The organism is Methylobacterium sp. Gmos1, from assembly GCF_053764715.1.
In genome coordinates, this window is the sequence record NZ_JBSNCC010000001.1 from 1 (window position 1) to 15,707 (window position 15,707).

General features: G+C 74.9%; 13 protein-coding genes, 2 tRNA genes, 1 pseudogene and 1 CRISPR repeat array (1 of these 17 running past the window's edge). Of the genes and pseudogenes, 6 read left to right on the forward strand and 10 right to left on the reverse strand.

Annotated features, from left to right (window positions below):
* A pseudogene (locus ACS5PV_RS00005) lies at positions 1-113 on the forward strand (IS5/IS1182 family transposase); the annotation flags it as partial.
* An 89-nt stretch (positions 114-202) separates the two neighbouring features.
* Here ACS5PV_RS00005 and ACS5PV_RS00010 read toward each other — a convergent pair.
* From ACS5PV_RS00010 to ACS5PV_RS00035, 6 genes are read right to left on the reverse strand one after another with little or no spacing between them, the layout of a single operon-like run.
* Positions 203-877 (reverse strand): class I SAM-dependent methyltransferase, encoded by a 675-nt coding sequence (locus ACS5PV_RS00010; protein WP_455393341.1) that lies wholly within the window; start codon positions 875-877, stop codon positions 203-205.
* The gene (locus tag ACS5PV_RS00015) at positions 874-1,953 is read right to left on the reverse strand and encodes a glycosyltransferase (RefSeq protein WP_455393342.1); all 1,080 of its coding nucleotides are present in this window, start codon (positions 1,951-1,953) and stop codon (positions 874-876) included. Before ACS5PV_RS00015 ends, ACS5PV_RS00010 begins: the two co-directional genes overlap by 4 nt.
* Entirely contained in the window at positions 1,950-2,864 is a 915-nt protein-coding gene (locus tag ACS5PV_RS00020) for a galactosyltransferase-related protein (protein WP_455393343.1), read from the reverse strand. Before ACS5PV_RS00020 ends, ACS5PV_RS00015 begins: the two co-directional genes overlap by 4 nt.
* A gap of 45 nt (positions 2,865-2,909) precedes the next feature.
* Positions 2,910-4,079: a glycosyltransferase gene (locus tag ACS5PV_RS00025; protein ID WP_455393344.1), complete on the reverse strand. Its 1,170-nt coding sequence runs from the start codon at positions 4,077-4,079 to the stop codon at positions 2,910-2,912.
* An 8-nt stretch (positions 4,080-4,087) separates the two neighbouring features.
* Positions 4,088-4,960, reverse strand: coding sequence for a glycosyltransferase family 2 protein (locus ACS5PV_RS00030; RefSeq protein ID WP_455393345.1), 873 nt, complete (start codon positions 4,958-4,960; stop codon positions 4,088-4,090).
* Positions 4,950-7,016 carry an HAD-IIB family hydrolase gene (locus ACS5PV_RS00035; protein ID WP_455393346.1) on the reverse strand — a complete coding sequence of 689 codons (2,067 nt, stop codon included), beginning with the start codon at positions 7,014-7,016 and terminating at the stop codon, positions 4,950-4,952. Before ACS5PV_RS00035 ends, ACS5PV_RS00030 begins: the two co-directional genes overlap by 11 nt.
* Positions 7,017-7,076: 60 nt before the next feature.
* On the opposite strand from ACS5PV_RS00035, the gene ACS5PV_RS00040 reads away from it, so the two are divergent.
* Positions 7,077-8,117, forward strand: a complete 1,041-nt coding sequence (locus tag ACS5PV_RS00040; protein WP_455393347.1) for a glycosyltransferase family 4 protein — start codon at positions 7,077-7,079, stop codon at positions 8,115-8,117.
* Positions 8,117-9,307, forward strand: coding sequence for a glycosyltransferase family 4 protein (locus tag ACS5PV_RS00045; protein WP_455393348.1), 1,191 nt, complete (start codon positions 8,117-8,119; stop codon positions 9,305-9,307). Before ACS5PV_RS00040 ends, ACS5PV_RS00045 begins: the two co-directional genes overlap by 1 nt.
* Here ACS5PV_RS00045 and ACS5PV_RS00050 read toward each other — a convergent pair.
* On the reverse strand, positions 9,295-10,242 hold the full coding sequence (locus ACS5PV_RS00050; protein ID WP_455393349.1) for a hypothetical protein: 948 nt from the start codon (positions 10,240-10,242) through the stop codon (positions 9,295-9,297). The genes ACS5PV_RS00045 and ACS5PV_RS00050 overlap by 13 nt on opposite strands.
* A 309-nt stretch (positions 10,243-10,551) precedes the next feature.
* Between ACS5PV_RS00050 and ACS5PV_RS00055 the strand changes: the two genes are divergently transcribed.
* Complete coding sequence (locus ACS5PV_RS00055; protein WP_455393870.1) at positions 10,552-11,145, forward strand: hypothetical protein; 594 nt, start codon at positions 10,552-10,554, stop codon at positions 11,143-11,145.
* Between the two features lie 8 nt (positions 11,146-11,153).
* On the forward strand, positions 11,154-11,828 hold the full coding sequence (locus ACS5PV_RS00060; RefSeq protein ID WP_455393350.1) for a hypothetical protein: 675 nt from the start codon (positions 11,154-11,156) through the stop codon (positions 11,826-11,828).
* Between the two features lie 7 nt (positions 11,829-11,835).
* On the opposite strand, the gene ACS5PV_RS00065 is transcribed toward ACS5PV_RS00060, so the two are convergent.
* The 3 genes from ACS5PV_RS00065 to ACS5PV_RS00075 all read right to left on the reverse strand — a co-directional run bounded on the left by ACS5PV_RS00065 (position 11,836) and on the right by ACS5PV_RS00075 (position 12,401).
* Positions 11,836-12,060 (reverse strand): hypothetical protein, encoded by a 225-nt coding sequence (locus ACS5PV_RS00065; protein WP_455393351.1) that lies wholly within the window; start codon positions 12,058-12,060, stop codon positions 11,836-11,838.
* Positions 12,061-12,104: 44 nt separating this feature from the next.
* Positions 12,105-12,179 (reverse strand) — tRNA-Val (locus ACS5PV_RS00070).
* 147 nt (positions 12,180-12,326) lie between these two features.
* Positions 12,327-12,401, reverse strand: a tRNA-Val gene (locus ACS5PV_RS00075).
* 173 nt (positions 12,402-12,574) lie between these two features.
* Here ACS5PV_RS00075 and cas3 point away from each other — a divergent pair.
* Positions 12,575-15,283 (forward strand): CRISPR-associated helicase Cas3', encoded by a 2,709-nt coding sequence (cas3, locus tag ACS5PV_RS00080; RefSeq protein ID WP_455393352.1) that lies wholly within the window; start codon positions 12,575-12,577, stop codon positions 15,281-15,283.
* Positions 15,284-15,436: 153 nt separating this feature from the next.
* A CRISPR array of direct repeats spans positions 15,437-15,707; the repeat unit is 29 nt; unit sequence GTGTTCCCCGCAGGCGCGGGGATGAACCG; it runs 797 nt beyond the window's last position.

A 15,707-nucleotide genomic window follows, 5' to 3' on the forward strand; every position in this document is an offset into this window, starting at 1 on the left:
GCCGGCTGGTCAAGGATTACGAGCGCTACGCCAGCACATTGGCGGGCCTCCACATGGTTGCCTTCGTCTGCGATATGCTCAGCAAAATCGAACGTACAATAATCAGTTCATAACACGCTCTAGACGTGCGCACCGGTTTCGATCTCGTGAGATCGTCGCGGTGCCGGTGCGCTGAGCGCTCGCTCCCGGCCGGCCCCTGGGCTCACCCGTCCGCCGGCTTGATGAACTTGGCCTTGCCCTTGAACGACCACGGGCCCTCCAGTTGGTGCTCGGCGCAGAATGCATCGACCGCACGGCCGACCCCGGGGAATTTTCCGCCGAGGCGGTCGTAATCGTCGGCGATGAACAGGCCGCCGGGGCGCAGGACCGGCCACCACGCCCGGAGATCCGCCGCCACCGAGGCCTCCTCGTGGCCGGCATCGAGGTGGATCACGTCGGCGGTTACCCCGCGCAGGCGCATCAGCTCGGCGGCGTTCACCGAATCGAGCGGCAACGGCACGATCCGGTCGGCCATGCCCTCGCGCAGGACGTTGGCGAGGAAGGTGCGGTAGAGGCTCGGATAGCCGTTCTCCGTCGCGAGCTCCGAGAACAGCCCGGGATCGGCCCAGTGATCGACGGCGCCGAGCCAGGTATCGACCGCGATCACCGTGCCGGGAACGCCGCCCGCTTCCATCGTCCGGGCGAGGTGGAGCGCGCTCGCGCCCTTCCAGGTGCCGATCTCGACGACCACGCCGGGGCGCCACTCCTGCACCGCCTCGTCGAGATAGGGGTGGACGCTGCGCCAGCCCTGGAGGTCGAGGGGGCGCAAGTCTCCTGGCGGATCCGCGAACGGGTCGCGCCCGTGCCACAGCGCGTCGATGATGGTCTGGCGGGTCATGAGGCGGCTCGGGCTGCGGGGGATGGAAGGCGTGCGCCGGCGCGGGCCTCGGCGTAGAGGGCTTCGCAGGCATCGAGCCAGCGGTCGCGGGTGAACAGGCGCAGGACCCGCTCGCGCGGGACGAGGCGCGGGACGGCCAGCGCCGCCGGGATCGCCTCGGCGAGGGCCGCGGCATCCGCGGATCGAACCAGGCGGCCGGCCTCGCCGACGACCTCCGGCATCGCGCCCCGGTCGAAGCCGGCGACCGGCAGACCGCAGGCCATCGCTTCGACCGCCGAAAGGCCGAACGGCTCGTCCCAGCACGGGGTGGACAGGAAGACCGAGGCGCGCCCGAGCTCGGCGGCGAGCGCCGGTCCGGGCAGGTGGCCGCCGTAGCGGATCGATCCGCCGAGCAACGGGACGATCGCGCCCGCCCAGTAGTCCGGCTCCTCGACCGGGCCGAACAGGGTCAGGGGCAGGCCGGCGCGGCGCGCCGCCGCGATCGCCAGATGGGTGCCCTTCACGCGAGCCATGCGCCCGCTCCACACGGCGGAGCCGTCGCCGCGCCCGCTCCAGGGCCAGGCGGCGGGATCGATGCCGTTATGCAGGACGGAGGCCTCCGGCGGGGCGCCGTCGGGCCACCAGGCCCGCAGATGCGCGGCCGAGGTCGCGGTGAGGCGGTGGGTCGGGCCCGGGCTGTCGTGCACGAACCAGCGCAGAGCGTCGTAGGGCGGCGCGTGCAGCGAGGTGACGGTGGGGATCGTTTCCGTGCGTCGCCGCTCCAGCGGCAGGCGGCTCAGGGAGTTGTTGTGCAGGACGTCGAAGCCGCCGGCCGCGATCCGGTCGCAGGCGGCGTCGACATGCGCCCTCAGCCCCGGGTCGTTCCGGTGCTCCAGCCCCGGAAAGCGCGCCTCGTGGTGGACCGGACTTGCCGGATCGAGGGTGAAGCGCGGGTCGCTGTCGCCGGAGGCGAACAGCACGACCTCGTGCCCCCGCGCGGTCAGCCCCGCCGCGAGGTGCCAGCAATACGCCTCCAGGCCGCCCGCGAAGGGCGGCGCGATCGGGTGGCGCAGGTGGGCGAGGAGCGCGATCCTCACGCCGGCACGGCCGCGTCGCGGGCCTCGATGGCGCGGATGACGGAGGCCGAGTTGGTGTAGGGCTGGTGGCCCTGCTGGCCGGTGAGCGCGAGGTCGTCGGCGTCGGGACGGCGCAGGATGCGGATCGGCCGGTCCGGGGTGTCGTCGATCAGCCCCATCACCCGGAAGGCGTGGAGCCAGTGCCCCATGGTGCGGTAGCCCCACTTGGCCTCGAACAATTCGGCGTTGCGCACGACGCTGTCGAGGTGGTGGACCGGCGGCATGTGGTGCGGGTGGTACTGGTGATAGGCGAGCCCGCCTTTCATCCAGGCGATCGGCAGGCCGCCCTGGTCGAGGGCCTTGCCGAAGTCGGTGTCCTCGCCGCCGTAGCCGGTATAGCGCTCGTCGAAGCCGCCGCTGGCGAGGAAGGTGGCGCGCCGGATCGCGAAGTTGAGCGACCAGAAGCAGCGGTAGTCGCGGCAGATCTCGATTCCCGCGGCCGGGGGCCCGCGGCGGTCGGAATGCTTCTCCGCGACGTCTGCCAATCCCTCGTAGGTCCAGTCACCCGTTGCTGCGTGCTCGGGCAGGTGCAGCACCTCGCCCATCAGCAGGCCGTCGAGGGCCGCGAGCCCCGCCGCGTAATCGGCGACGAGGCCGGGTGCGGGAATGCAGTCGACGTCGAGGAAGACGATCGACTCGCCGCTCGCCGCCGCGACGCCGCGGTTGCGCGCGGCGGCGAGCGGCAGCGCCGCGCCCGGCACCCGGATCTGGCGCACCGGGAACGAGGCCTGCGGCAGGTCGTAGAGGTCGTCCTGCATCACCGCGACGATGAACTCGACGGGCGGGATCGTCTGGCGCTCCAGGCCGCGCAGGACGTTGGCCAGGTGGGCCGGCCGGCCCTTGGCCAGGGTCACGACGGAAACGGTGGACATGCGGGCTCCGGGCTCCGGCAAGGGGCAAAGGAGGAGAGGGAGGGTTCAGCCGGCCGCGACGACGCGCAGCGGGGCGCCGGAGCACGGCTCGGCCGCGCGGCCATCGGACACTGCACCGGCATCGTGCCAGAGGTCGTCGGTCAGCCCTTCGAGCCAGCCGGCGGCGCGGGCGGCGGCGTCCGGCGCGTAGAGGCTCCGCAGGGCCGCCCCGTCGAGGGCGCGGGCACGGGCCAAGAGGTCGCGCCAGCCCTCGAGGTCGCCGGGCCAGACGGGGGCCTGGACCGCCGCGCCGAGGCGCACCAGAGCCTCGGCCTTGCGGGTCTGCTCGCCGAAATAGCGCCATTCCGGCATCACGATCAGGCGACCGCCGACGCGGGCGACCTCGTGCACCGTGTTGTCGCCGGCCGAGGCCACCACGATGTCGGCCGCCGCCAGGTACTCGGTGACCGAGGGCACCCAGCCCAGTTCGCGCAGGTTGGAGAAGTCGGTTTCGTGGCCCTCGCGGTGGGTCGGCCCGAGGGTCAGCCACAGGGCGTCGGGCGCGGCGCGGGCCGCGACCGTGAGCGGCGCGTAGGGCGTGCCGCTGCCCCCGCCGCCGGTGACCGCGACGACGATCTCGCGGTCGGGATCGAGGCCGAGCCTCGTCCGCGCCTCGGCCCGGTCCGGCACCCGGTCGATGCTGGTGCACAACCCGCCGCTGTAGAACGTTCTGGCGCGCAGGCGCGCGGGGTAGTCGTCCTGCTCGAGCCTCGCGTCGAACGGCGCCAGCATCCCGACGCAGGCCTCGTAGGACCCGACATGGCCGATATCCTGGCGGTCGCCGTGCATGCGGATCTGCACCGCCGGCACGCTGGCGATGCGCGACAGAAGCGCGATCTCGGCCGAGACGTCGACGACGAACAGGCCGATGCCGCGCTCATCCAGGTGGTCGAGGATCTGGCGCATCGTCCGGCGCATCTCAGGTAGCCCGAGGGGAACGCAGTGCATCACCTGCGGCGTCGGCTCGGCGTGGAGGCGCGGGGTCGGCACCGCCGCGCCGATCATGTTCGGCAGGGCCACGATCTCGACGTCGCGGGAGAACCCCTCGAACAGGTGCGGGCCCGCGGTCAGCACCGAGACCGGGCGGTCGCGGGCGAACTCGGCCGCCACCGCCATCGTGCGGTTGGCGTGCCCCCGCCCCTGGTGGTGGACGAAGAACGCGATCGGCTTCTTCATGGGATCTCTCAGGAGAACAGGGCGTCGGGCCGCAAGGCGGCGGCGATCTCGGGCGCGGTCGGCGGGCGGACGAGGCGGATCGCGTCGGCGCCCTCGTCCCAGTCGATCAGCCCGGCATCGCGGAACTGGCCGAGCCAGTAGGTCATGCACCAGCGCCCGTGCCGGGCCCGGAAGCGCGCCGCGTTGGCGAGGATCGGTGCGAAGTGCTGCAAGGGCGGCACGTGGACCGGATGGTGCTGGTGGTAGGCCCGCGCCCCCGCGACCCAGAAGACCGGCAGGCCGCTGCCGGCGAGGCGGGCGGCCAGATCCGTCTCCTCGCCGCCATAGCCCGCATAGGCCTCGTCCATGCCGCCGACCGCGCCCCAGGCCCGCGCCGGCAGCGCGAAGGACAGGCCCCAGAGCTGGCCGGGATCGGGCTCGGGGCGGATCCCGGCCTTCGGGATCGGGGGCCGCGCCGGGTGGACGCGGCCGAGCCGGTCGAACTCCGCCTCGTCGCACGCGGCGGCGCCGGGGGGCAGGTACAGGACCTCGCCGAGGAACAGGCCGTCGGTCCGCGCGGCGGCCCGCGCGTAGGCCGCGACGAGGCCGGTGCCCGGGATGCAATCGACGTCGAGGAAGACCAGGAGGTCGCCGGACGCGGCCTCCGCCGCCCGGTTGCGGGCGGCGGCGAGCGGCATCGGCTCGCCCGGCACGTGCAGGTGGCGGACCGGGCAGCCGGGATCGGGCAGGTCGGGGGCGGGTTCGGCCTGCATCCAGGCGATCACCAGCTCGCGCGGAGGCGCGGTCTGGCGGGCGAGGCCGCGCATCAGGTTGCGCAGCCGGTCCTCCCGGCCGCGCACCAGGGTGAGCACGCTCGTCGCGGCGGCAGGGTCAGCCCGCATGGGAATCCACGGGCTGGGCGTGGGCCCGGCGGAAATGCCCCACGCCCTCGATGATCCCGCGGGCATGCGAGGCCCGGGCGACGTAGGAGTGCCGGAGCGCCGCGTGGCCGGCGAGGTCGTCGGAATAATTCGCCACGATGATCGACTGGGCGCGGGCGCGCAGCATCTCGACGTCGTTGCCCGAATCCCCGGCCACGAACAGGGCCCGCTCGGGCAGGCCGTAGAGGGCGCGGACGTGGTCGACGGCGGTGCCCTTCGAGGCCCGCTCCGGCAGGACGTCGAGGTAGCGGCCGTGGCTGTGGATCACGCTGGCGCGCAAGCCCATGCCGGCGAGGCGGGCCCGCACCGCCTGAGCCGCCGCCGCGTCGCCGAAATAGCTCAGCTTGAACGCGCGCTGCTCGAGCGGGCCCTGGATCTCGAGCCCGTCGAGGCCGGCGAGCGCGGCGCGCAACTGCTCCCGCTCCCAGCCGGCGGCGATGGCGCCGCGCCAGGCGGCATCCGCCGTGTAGGTCACGCCGTTCGCGTCGAGGTGGTAGATCTCGGAGCCGACCGAGGTGATCATCACCTGCGGCCGCGGGCTGTCCTGCTGCTCCAGCACCGCCATCGCGCTGTGGAACGAGCGCCCGGTCGCGACCCCGAAGGCCAGCCCGGCCTGCCGGCTGCGCCAGCGTCGGAAGGTCTCGAGAGCCGCCGCGCAGCCGACGAGCGTGTTGTCGATGTCGCAGATTAGGAGCTGGCGCGGCGCCCGCAGCGGCGGCACGGGGGTGCGCAGCGCCCGCAGCAGGGCGTGGTAGCGCGCCGCGTGCCGGTCCCAGTCGTAGGCGGCCGCCGCCCGCGCGCCGCCGGCGACGCAGGCCGCGTAGAAGGCCGGATCGTCGAGGATGCGGGTGCAGGCCGCCGCGATGGCGCCGGGGTCGCGCGGATCGACCAGGAGGCCGTTGCCGCAGGTCTCGACGATGTCGTTGGGGCCGCCGCTGTCGGTCGCGACGAGCGGCAGGCCGGCGGCGGAGGCTTCCAGCAGGGTCAGGCCGAAGGGCTCGTTGAGGGCCGGGTTGACGAACAGGCCGCCGCGCACCCGGGCATGGGCGTAGAGCGCCGGCACGTCCTCGGGCCGGTGGGTCTTCGGATAGGCGACGCGGCCGTAGAGGTCGTGGCGGTCGATCAGCACCAGGAGGTCGCGCATCGTCGCGGCCATGTCGCCGTCGAGGGCGTCGATGTCCTCCCGGGTGCCGGCGACGAGGACGAGGTTTGCCCGCGCCTGCAGCCCAGGGCTCTCGCCGTAGGCCCGCACCAGGGCGGCGAGGTTCTTGCGCGCCACCGGGCGGGCGAGCGCCAGCAGCACCGGCTTGCCGGGCTCGCGCAGGAAGCGCGCGATGGTGGCGTCGACCCGCGAGTCGGGCCGGCTGTCGGCGAAGCGGGCGAGGTCGCTGCCCGGCGGCAGCACCCGCACCCGGCCCGGGTCGTAGGCCGCGTACCCCGCATACTGCACCTCGGCCTCGTCGCGCGAGGAGGCGACGACGAGGCTGGCGCGGGCGAGCGCCGCCTCCTCGGTGGCGATCCGGCGGGCGAGATCGGGGTTCTCCGCCCCCTCCCCCAGCATCGCCGCCTTGACCCGGCCGAGGGAATGGGCGGTGAACACGAACGGGATGCCCAGGCGCGCCTCGACGATCGCCGCCACCGCGGCGGCATCGGCGTAGTGGGCGTGGACCAGGTCGGGCGCCTGCGCTTGCGCGGCGATCCAGGCGATCAGGCTCTCGGCGAAGCTCGCGACCTCGGCGTGCATCTCCTCCTTGGTGCGGTAGCCCGGCGACGCGCTCGCCAGCCGCACGAGCGCGACCTTGTCGCCGAGGCGCTCTTCGGGCACGGCGTAATCGGGCCCGGCCGGACCGTCGAACCGGCGCGTGGCCACCACGATCCGGTCGATCCCGGGATCCTGCGCCGAGGCGGCGACGAGGTCGAGCAGGTAGCGGATATGGCCGCCGGTATCGGCGGTGAGCCCGTAGACGACGTCCCGGCCGCGCAGGCAGCCCTGCAGGGCGACGTGAAGAACGAACATCAGGCTGCTGCCGCAGCGGAATATCCCGAAGGACAGGACGATTCAGGTGAGGTATAGTCTGTGATCCGCGTCGCCCAAATCGCCCCGAACATCTTTCCCATTCCCCCGGAGCATCACGGCGGCACGGAGCGGGTCATCCACGACCTCAGCACGGCGCTGCGAAGCTTGGGCGTGGAGGTAACGCTGTTCGCCCCTTCGGACAGTGCGACACACTTACCCCGTATTGGTAACTATCCGAGCCTCGCGGCGCTGGAGCGTCGCTACGGCAGCGTCGCGCCGGGCGTGCCGGCGGCGCTGGACGCCCTCCAGCTCGAGGCCCTGCGCCGGCACCTCGACGCGTTCGACATCGTCCACGGCCACGGCGAGTTCGCCCACGCCGCGCTGCTGGGCGAGCGCCGGCGCCGCAGCCTGACGACGATCCACTGGCGGGTCGACGAGCTCGACCGGGCCCTGTTCTTCGAAGGCTTCCCGGACCTGCCGGTGGCGGCGATCTCGGCGGCGCAAGGTGCCGGCATCCCGGCCGCGAACCGGGCCGGCATCGTGCATCACGGCATCGACCGGAACCGCTACGCCGCGTCGCTGGCGCCGGGATCGCACCTCGCCTTCCTCGGCCGGATGACCGACCAGAAGCGGCCCGACACCGCGATCCGGGTGGCGCGGGCCGCCGGCTTTCCGATCCGGCTCGGCGGCACGATCGACGTCGGCAACCCGGGCTACTTCGACCGCGCGGTCCGCCCGCTGCTCGCCGACGACGCGGTCTATCTCGGGCCGGTCGACGACGCGGCCAAGGGCGCGCTCCTGCGCGGGGCCGCCGCGCTGCTGTTCCCGATCGACTGGCCGGAGCCGTTCGGCCTGGTGATGATCGAGGCGATGGCCTGCGGCACGCCCGTGATCGCCTGGAACCGCGGCTCGGTGCCGGAGATCGTCGAGGACGGGGTGACGGGTTTCGTGGTGTCCTCGGAGGACGAGGCCGTGGCGGCGCTCGCCCGGATCGGGGAGATCGACCGGGCGGGGGTGCGCCGCCGGTTCGAGGAGCGGTTCACCGCCGAGCGCATGGCGCGGGACTACCTCGCCCTCTACCGGCGCCTGCTGGCCGCCTGATGCGCACCGCCCTCCTCGCCTGGGACTATCCGCCGGCCCCGAGCGGCCTCTCGACTGCGGCACGGGAGATCGCCGAGAGCCTGGCGGAGGCGGGCGCCGACGTGACGGTGTTCACCCTCGACCGCAGCGGCACCGGGTCGATCGGAGGGGTCACGGTGGCGGGCCTCGCCCTGCCGCCGGCGGGCGGCCTCGCCGCTCTGCGCCGCTGGGGCTCGGTCGGCCACCTCGCCGCGCCGCTCGCCTTTCGCCGCGCGGTGCTCGCCGCCCATGCCCGCGCGCCGTTCGACGTGGTCGAGGCGACGAACTGGTACGCGCCGGGCTCGCTCCTCGCCGGGCGCCCGGACCTGCCGCTGGTGACCCGCTCCTCGACCCCCGCGGCCTTCACCCGCGGGGCACCGCCTTCCCTGCGCGACCGCCTCGACGGGGCGACCGCCGACGCCCTCGAACGGCGCCAGGCGCGCGGGAGCGCCGGCCTCATCGCCAACACCGCGGCGCACGAGGCGGTGATCGCGCGGGCCTACCGCCTCCCGGGCCGCCGGCCCGCCGCGGTGATCGGCCTCAGCCTGCCGCCGGAGATCGCCGCGAGCGCCCGCGACGCGCCCTACCCGGCGGCGGAGGCGCCGGTGCGTCTCCTGTTCGTCGGGCGGGCGGAATCGCGAAAAGGCTTCGACGCCATGCTCGCCGCCGTCGCGCTCCTCGCCGCGGAGCAGGAGCGGGGCGAGGTGCCGCCGTTCCGGCTCGACCTCGTCGGGGTGCCGCCGGGCGACCTGCCGGCGGACCTGCCCGCGGCGGCGATGCGCCGCCTCCGGGCCCGCGGCCGGATCGACGCCGGGGCGCTGGCCGCGGCCTATGCCGGGGCCCATGCGGTGCTCGCGCCCTCGCGCTACGAGAGCTTCGGCCTCGTCTACCAGGAGGCCCTGGCCTATGGCCGGCCGGTGGTGGCCTGCGCCGAGGATGCCAGCGCCCGCGCCTTCGTCGGCCTGCCCGGGGCCGGGCCGCTCGCGGGCGCCGCCACCGGGCCGGCGCTCGCCGAGGCCCTGCGCCCGCTGCTGCGCGATCCCGGCCTGCGCCGGGCCTATCGCGCCCGCGCCCTCGCGGCGGCCGGGCGCTTCACCCGGTCGAGCCTGGGGCGTGAGACGCTCGACCTGTACCGGCGGGCGATCGCAGCAACCGGTCCTTACGCCCGGTAGGGCCGCAGCAGCGCCTCCTCCTCCTCGATGCGCCCGCGCCCCGGATCGAGCGCCTCGTAGGTCCGCGAGCGCGTCCGGACGTGGTCGCGGCTCAGGGCGTGGTCGATCGCGCCGTGGAGGGCGATGAAGCTGCGGCGCCAGCCGCCGTCGAGGACCGGGCGCTCGTGGACGCGGCCGGCGTAGCGCACGGTCGTCCGGTTCAGCCGGTACTGCACGTCCGGGTAGACGTCCGACAGGATCCCGTCGACGCGGTTGCGCCGTGGCAGCCCGACCGAGACGACGTCGCCGTCCTCGGCGAGCGCCGCGAGCGCCGGCAGGAGCCGGCCGGCCTCGGGGGCAAGCGTCTCGTCGGCGTCGAGCTGCAGCATCCAGGCGTGGCGCGCCAGGTCCTGGAGGGCGTTGCGCTGCCCGGCGAAATCGCCCGAAAGCGGGCGGGCGGCCACCCGCACTGCGCCGTCCGCGAAGCCCGCGACTGCGACCGCGCGGGGCGGCGCGGCCGCGCCGTCGAGGAGGATCGCGACGTCGTCGGTCCAGGCCGCCGGCCGTGCGAGGCCGGCCAGCACCCCGTCGAGCTCGGCCGGGCGGCAGAGGAGGCCGAGGGAGACCGGGGGACCCGCCGCGAGGTCGTAGAGCTGCGCTCGCGCCGCAAGCGGGCTGTGCGGCGCCAGGAGCGCGGCGCGGTCCTCCGGCCCGCAGGGCAGGACGCCGCGGCCGAGGCGGGTCGCGGCGATGCGCAGGGTGTAGAGGTCGAGGCCGTAGGGGGCGTCGAGATCGGGCACGAAGGTGGGGGCGGCGAGGCGGCGCCCGAGGTCGCGCCAGCACGCCGCCGGATCCGCGTCCCGCTCCGTCAGGACGCCGCAGGACCCGCAGGCCAACGGGAAGGCGCGCTCGCGCCCCGGGGAATCGGCCAGGCGGCGGTCGCTCGGCACCGGCATGGCGGCGGCGCAGACGAAGCAGCGGTGCGATGATACGAATTCCGGAAGGGATCTTCCGGAGTTCGTATCATCAGCCCGCGCGGCGCCTGAGCGAAGCCGATTTCTGTATCGCGAAGCGATCAATCGGAAACCATATGAGATCGTGAGGGGCATCGCTCAGAGGTTCCCTACCGGTCGGGGCTGGTCGCGCGGGCCGGGCGCCATACTTCCGGGGTCCATCCGACGAACCCGCTCGTCGGTCTCCCTGCATCGAGACATCTGCCGCGCGTGCCCGACGCCGTCGACCCCCTCCGCGCGGCCTGGGCCGGCCTGCCCGACCTCGGCACGGTCGCCGTCGTCGGCAACGCGCCCGGGACCGAGGCGACCGCATCCGACGCGGCTGCGACCGTCCTGCGCTTCAACAACGCCCCGGGCTTCGGCGGCCGGGGCGGGTCGCGCGTCACGCATCTCGCCCTGGTCAACCGCGGCGGGCAGATGCGCGAGTGGCTCGCCGATCCGGGCTTCCTCGACCGCCCGGTGGTGCGGCAGGCCGAGGCCTTCGTGCTGCCCTTCCCGATGCTGCCGGAGGCGCAGAACCGGCCCGAGCCGATCTGCTTCACCCGCGGGGCGCTGGCGCTGCTGCGCCCGCTCGGCCGGCCGGTCCACGTCCTGCCGGAAGCCCTCCACGACGAGGCCCGGCGCGTGCTCGGGGCCCGCGCCGGCGGCCGGCCGAACCCGAGCACCGGCTTCCTCCTGGCGCTCGCGCTCGTCCTCGGCCGCCCGGCGGGCGCTCCCGCCATCGAGGCCCACGGCTTCGGCTTCGCCGGCTGGCCCGGCCACCCCTGGGCGGCCGAGCGCGCCTGGTTCGACGAGGCCGCGGTGGCCGGCCGGCTGCGCCTGCACCCTCCCCCGACCGACGGATGAATCCCCCCATGGCAACCCTGATCACCGTCCTGCGGAGCGGTGGCCGCTACGACGCATCGTGGGTCGCGCGCCTCGCCCACGGGGTGCGGCGCCACGCGCCGGCCTTCGGGCGGATCCTCTGCCTCACCGACCTGCCGCTCGCCGTCGCGGGCGTCGAGCGGGTGCCGCTGCGGCACGACTGGCCGGCCTGGTGGGCGAAGATGGAGGCGTTCCGCCCCGGCCTCGCCGACGGGACGGTGCTCCTGTGCGACCTCGACACCGTCCTGACCGGGCCGGCCGACGCGCTGGCCGAGCCGGGTCTCGCGGCGATGGAGGATTACTTCCACAAGGGGCGCGTCTCGAGCGCGCTGCTGCGCTGGCACGGCGACGCGCTGGCCCCGCTCTACGCCGCGTTCGCGGCCGAGCCCGGGCGCTGGATGGAGCCGGGCTCCTGCGGCCCGGTCCCGAACGCGGTCCACGGCGACCAGGTCGTCATCGACCACCTGCTCGCCCGCCGGGAGCAGAGGCCGGCCTTCTTCCAGCACCGGTATCCGGACCTGCTCGACTTCTACGACCCGCGCCGCGACGCGCACGGCCCGGTCGTGATCTTCATCGGCGAGGCGAAGCCGGACAAAGCCCGCGGCAGGGTGCACGCGGCCTGGGCCAGAGAGGCAGGACCCGCCCCGTCGCGGCCGGAGCGGTGACGGGCCGTCAGCCCTCGGCCGCCCGCAGCGAGCGGGCGCAGGCCGACAGGATCGCCTTGGCGTGATCGGGGTACTTGGCGTGCTCGGGATAGTCGTCCTGCAGCACGGCCTCGAGGGTGCCGACGGTGTCGGCGAGCAGCGCCTCGCCGTCGGCGATGCCCTGCTTGTGCAGCGCCACCGCGAGCGCGGTCGCCAGGGTGGCGAAGGCCACGCCCACATCCTGATCGGTCATGAGGGAGATTTCCGTCGGCGAGGAGGGCAGAGGCAAGAGGATGATGGTGGGCGCGACAGGGATCGAACCTGTGACCCCTACGATGTCAACGTAGTGCTCTCCCGCTGAGCTACGCGCCCATCCGGCTCGCCCGGCGCAACGCTGCCCGGAAGCCTGGTTCGGCACTCCTCGCGAGCGAGGGGCCGTCACTTTCTCTTTCATCCAACCCGGACCAACCGGTCCGGCGCCGCTCCGGGGAGACGAGCTCCCGACATCCGGAGGGGCGATGGTGGGCGCGACAGGGATCGAACCTGTGACCCCTACGATGTCAACGTAGTGCTCTCCCGCTGAGCTACGCGCCCTCGGCGCCGCCGTGTCGCGGCCCCGGTGTGAGAGGGCGTATAGAGGCAGTTGCGGCGGGTGACAAGCGGGTTCCTTCGCCGGCTCCGGCGCAACGCAGTTTTCCATTCCCGCCCCTCGACGGCGCCGGCCCGGCGGGCCGACCATGCCCCGGCAACGGAGGCGGGCGAATCACATGGATCCGATGCGGGAGCACGCGGCGCGGATCTTCTGGGGCAAGGCCCGGCCCGGCCCGGGGGCGATCCACCCCACTCACCCGGCCTGGGCGCACGGCCTCGACGTGGCGGCGGCCGGCCGGGCGCTGCTGCGGGCGCGGCCCCGGGCGGCCCGGGCCCTGGCGGCGGGGCTCGGCCTCGAGGTTCCGGCCTTCGAGGCCCTGTGGCTGCATCTCCTGGCCCTGCACGACATCGGCAAGTTCTCGCACCTGTTCCAGGCCAAGGTGCCGGCGCATCGCCCCGCCCACCTGCCGCCGCCGGGGATCCCCGATCCCGGCCACCCGGCAGCGGGCCTGCGCCTCGTCGGCGGCCTCCTGATGGACCGGACCGCGCCGTCCGGCCTGATGCGGGGCTGGAGCGCGGCCCCGCGCAACCGGCTGCTCCAGCCGATCTTCGGCCATCACGGCCGCCCGGTGGCGATGTCGGAGAGCTGGCAGCCGGAGGATTGGCGCCCGCTCTTCCCGCCGGCCTCGGCGGCGGCCGCCCTCGCCTACTGGCGGGCGGTCGAGGCGCTGCTGCCGGCGCCGGAGGTGCCCGCGCCGCGGGCCGCCGCGGCGGCGCAGGCGAGCTGGCTGCTGGCCGGGCTGACCGCGCTCGCCGACTGGATCGGCTCCAACCAGGCCTGGTTTCCCTACGCCGCGCCGGAGGCGGACCTTACCGCCTACTGGGACGAGGCCGGCCGTCGGGCCGAGGCGGCCCTGCGCGAGGCCGGCCTGGTGCCGGCGCCGCCCGGCCCGCGCCTCGCCTTCGCCGAGCTGACCGGCCTCTCCCATCCGCCGACCGCGATCCAGGCCTGGGCCGGGACGGTCGCCCTGCCGGACGGGCCGCTCCTGATCCTGATCGAGGACGTGACCGGGGGCGGCAAGACCGAGGCGGCGCTGACCCTCGCCCACCGGCTGCTCGCCGCCGGCCGGGCCGACGGGCTCTACTTGGCGCTGCCGACCACCGCGACCGCCAACGCCATGGTCGACCGGCTCCTCCCCCTCGCCGACCGGCTCTACGCCGCCGGCGCCCGTCCGTCCCTGGCGCTCGCCCACGGCCGGGCCGGCCTGCACCCGCGCTTTCGCGCCGCCGCCGAGGGGTTCTCGGTGCCCGAGCCCGGGGCCGCGCAGGGTGAAGAGGCAGAGCTGGGCGAGGAGGCAGACCTGGGCGAGGAGGCGGAATCGGGCGCGGTCGCGTCGGCCTGGCTCGCCGGCGAGAGCCGCCGGGCGCTGCTGGCCGATCTCGGCGTCGGCACCATCGACCAGGCGGTGCTGGCGGTGCTGCCGAACCGCTACGGCACGGTCCGCCTCGCCGGCCTCGCCGGCAAGGTGCTGATCGTCGACGAGGCCCACGCCTACGACGCCTACATGGGCGCCGAGCTCGCCCGCCTCGTCGCCTTCCACGCCGCGGGCGGCGGCACCACCCTGGTCCTGTCGGCCACCCTGCCCGCCGCGGCGAAGGCCGAGCTGGTGGCGAACTGGCGCCGCGGCGCCGGCGCGGCCGGAGCGGTGCTCACGAAGGCCGACTACCCCCTCGCCACCCTGCTCGCTCCCGGGCAGGACCCGGTGGAGGAGCCCCTCGACGCCCGCGAGGACCTCCGCCGCACCCTCGCGGTCACCCGCCTGCCGGACCGGGACGCCGCCCTCGCGCGGATCCGCGCTGCGGCCGCCGCCGGGGCCTGCATCGCCTGGATCCGCAACAGCGTCGACGACGCGGTCGAGGGCGCGGCCGCCTTGCGGGCGGCGGGCCTCGATCCCGACCTCTTCCACGCCCGCTTCGCCATGGGCGACCGCCTCGCGGTCGAGGCGCGGGTTCTGGCCCGCTTCGGCAAGGCCTCGAGGCCGGCCGAGCGGCGCGGCCGGGTGCTGGTCGCGACCCAGGTCGCCGAGAGCTCCCTCGACCTCGATTTCGACCTCGTGGTCACCGATCTCGCGCCGATCGATTCGGTGCTCCAGCGCGCCGGCCGCCTGTGGCGCCACACCGGCCGCGAGCGGCCGATCCCCGGCCCGGAACTCGTCGTGGTCTCGCCCGATCCGGCCGGCACGGTGGCCGCCGGCTGGGCCGCCTCCGCCTTTCCCCGCGCCTCGTACGTCTACCGCGACCACGCGATCCTGTGGCGCACCGCCCGGGAGCTGGCGGCCCGCCCCGCCTTCCGCGTGCCGCAGGACGTGCGCCCAGCGATCGAGGCGGTGTTTGCCGCCGACGAGTCCGACATCCCCGAGGCGCTGCTGCGGATCCACTTCGACGCCGTCGGCCGCGCCGGCGCCGAGCGCGCCGCCGCCCGCGGCGCGCTGCTCGATGCTGCCGCCGGCTACTGGCCCGACCAGGCCTGGCCCGACGAAGGCCGGGTGCCGACCCGCCTCGCCGAGGAGAGCCGCACGGTGCGCCTCGCCCGGGTCGAGGACGGCCGGCTGGTGCCCTGGCACCGCGACCCCGACCCCCGCCTGGCCTGGGCCCTCTCCGAGGTCACGGTGGCGTCGCGCAAGCTGCGCGGCCACCTCGCCCCCGCTCCGCGCTGGAACGATGCCGTCGCGGCGGCCCGGGCCAACTGGAGCCGCTTCGACGACGCCGTGATCCTGCTGCCCCTGGAGCCCGGGCCGGACGACGCCCGGCAGGGGATCCTGGTGGCGGAGGATGGCGGGTCCCTCGTCCTGACCTACGGGACGCGGCTCGGCCTGATGCTCTGAGCCGGGCCGCGCCGGACCCTGGCGCCCGGCGCCGATCCGGGGCATCGTCGCGCCTGTTCCGGACGCCGAGTCGGGCCGGCGGAACGGAGCGGAAACGTCGGTAGGTTCTTTGACATCGTCAAACGCGAGGCGGATCAACCGCTTCCAGAAGGAGTGTTCCCCGCAGGCGCGGGGATGAACCGACCGCCGCGGACGACGAGGCTCGGCCGCTTGGGTGTTCCCCGCAGGCGCGGGGATGAACCGAGGGCGGCAACCTTGCTGTTGCCGCCGAGAGCGTGTTCCCCGCAGGCGCGGGGATGAACCGCTCCAGGCTGAGTTCGAGATGGAGCGCCAGCAGTGTTCCCCGCAGGCGCGGGGATGAACCGGCCTTGTGCGGCGTTCCCGGCCACGACGCCGGGTGTTCCCCGCAGGCGCGGGGATGAAC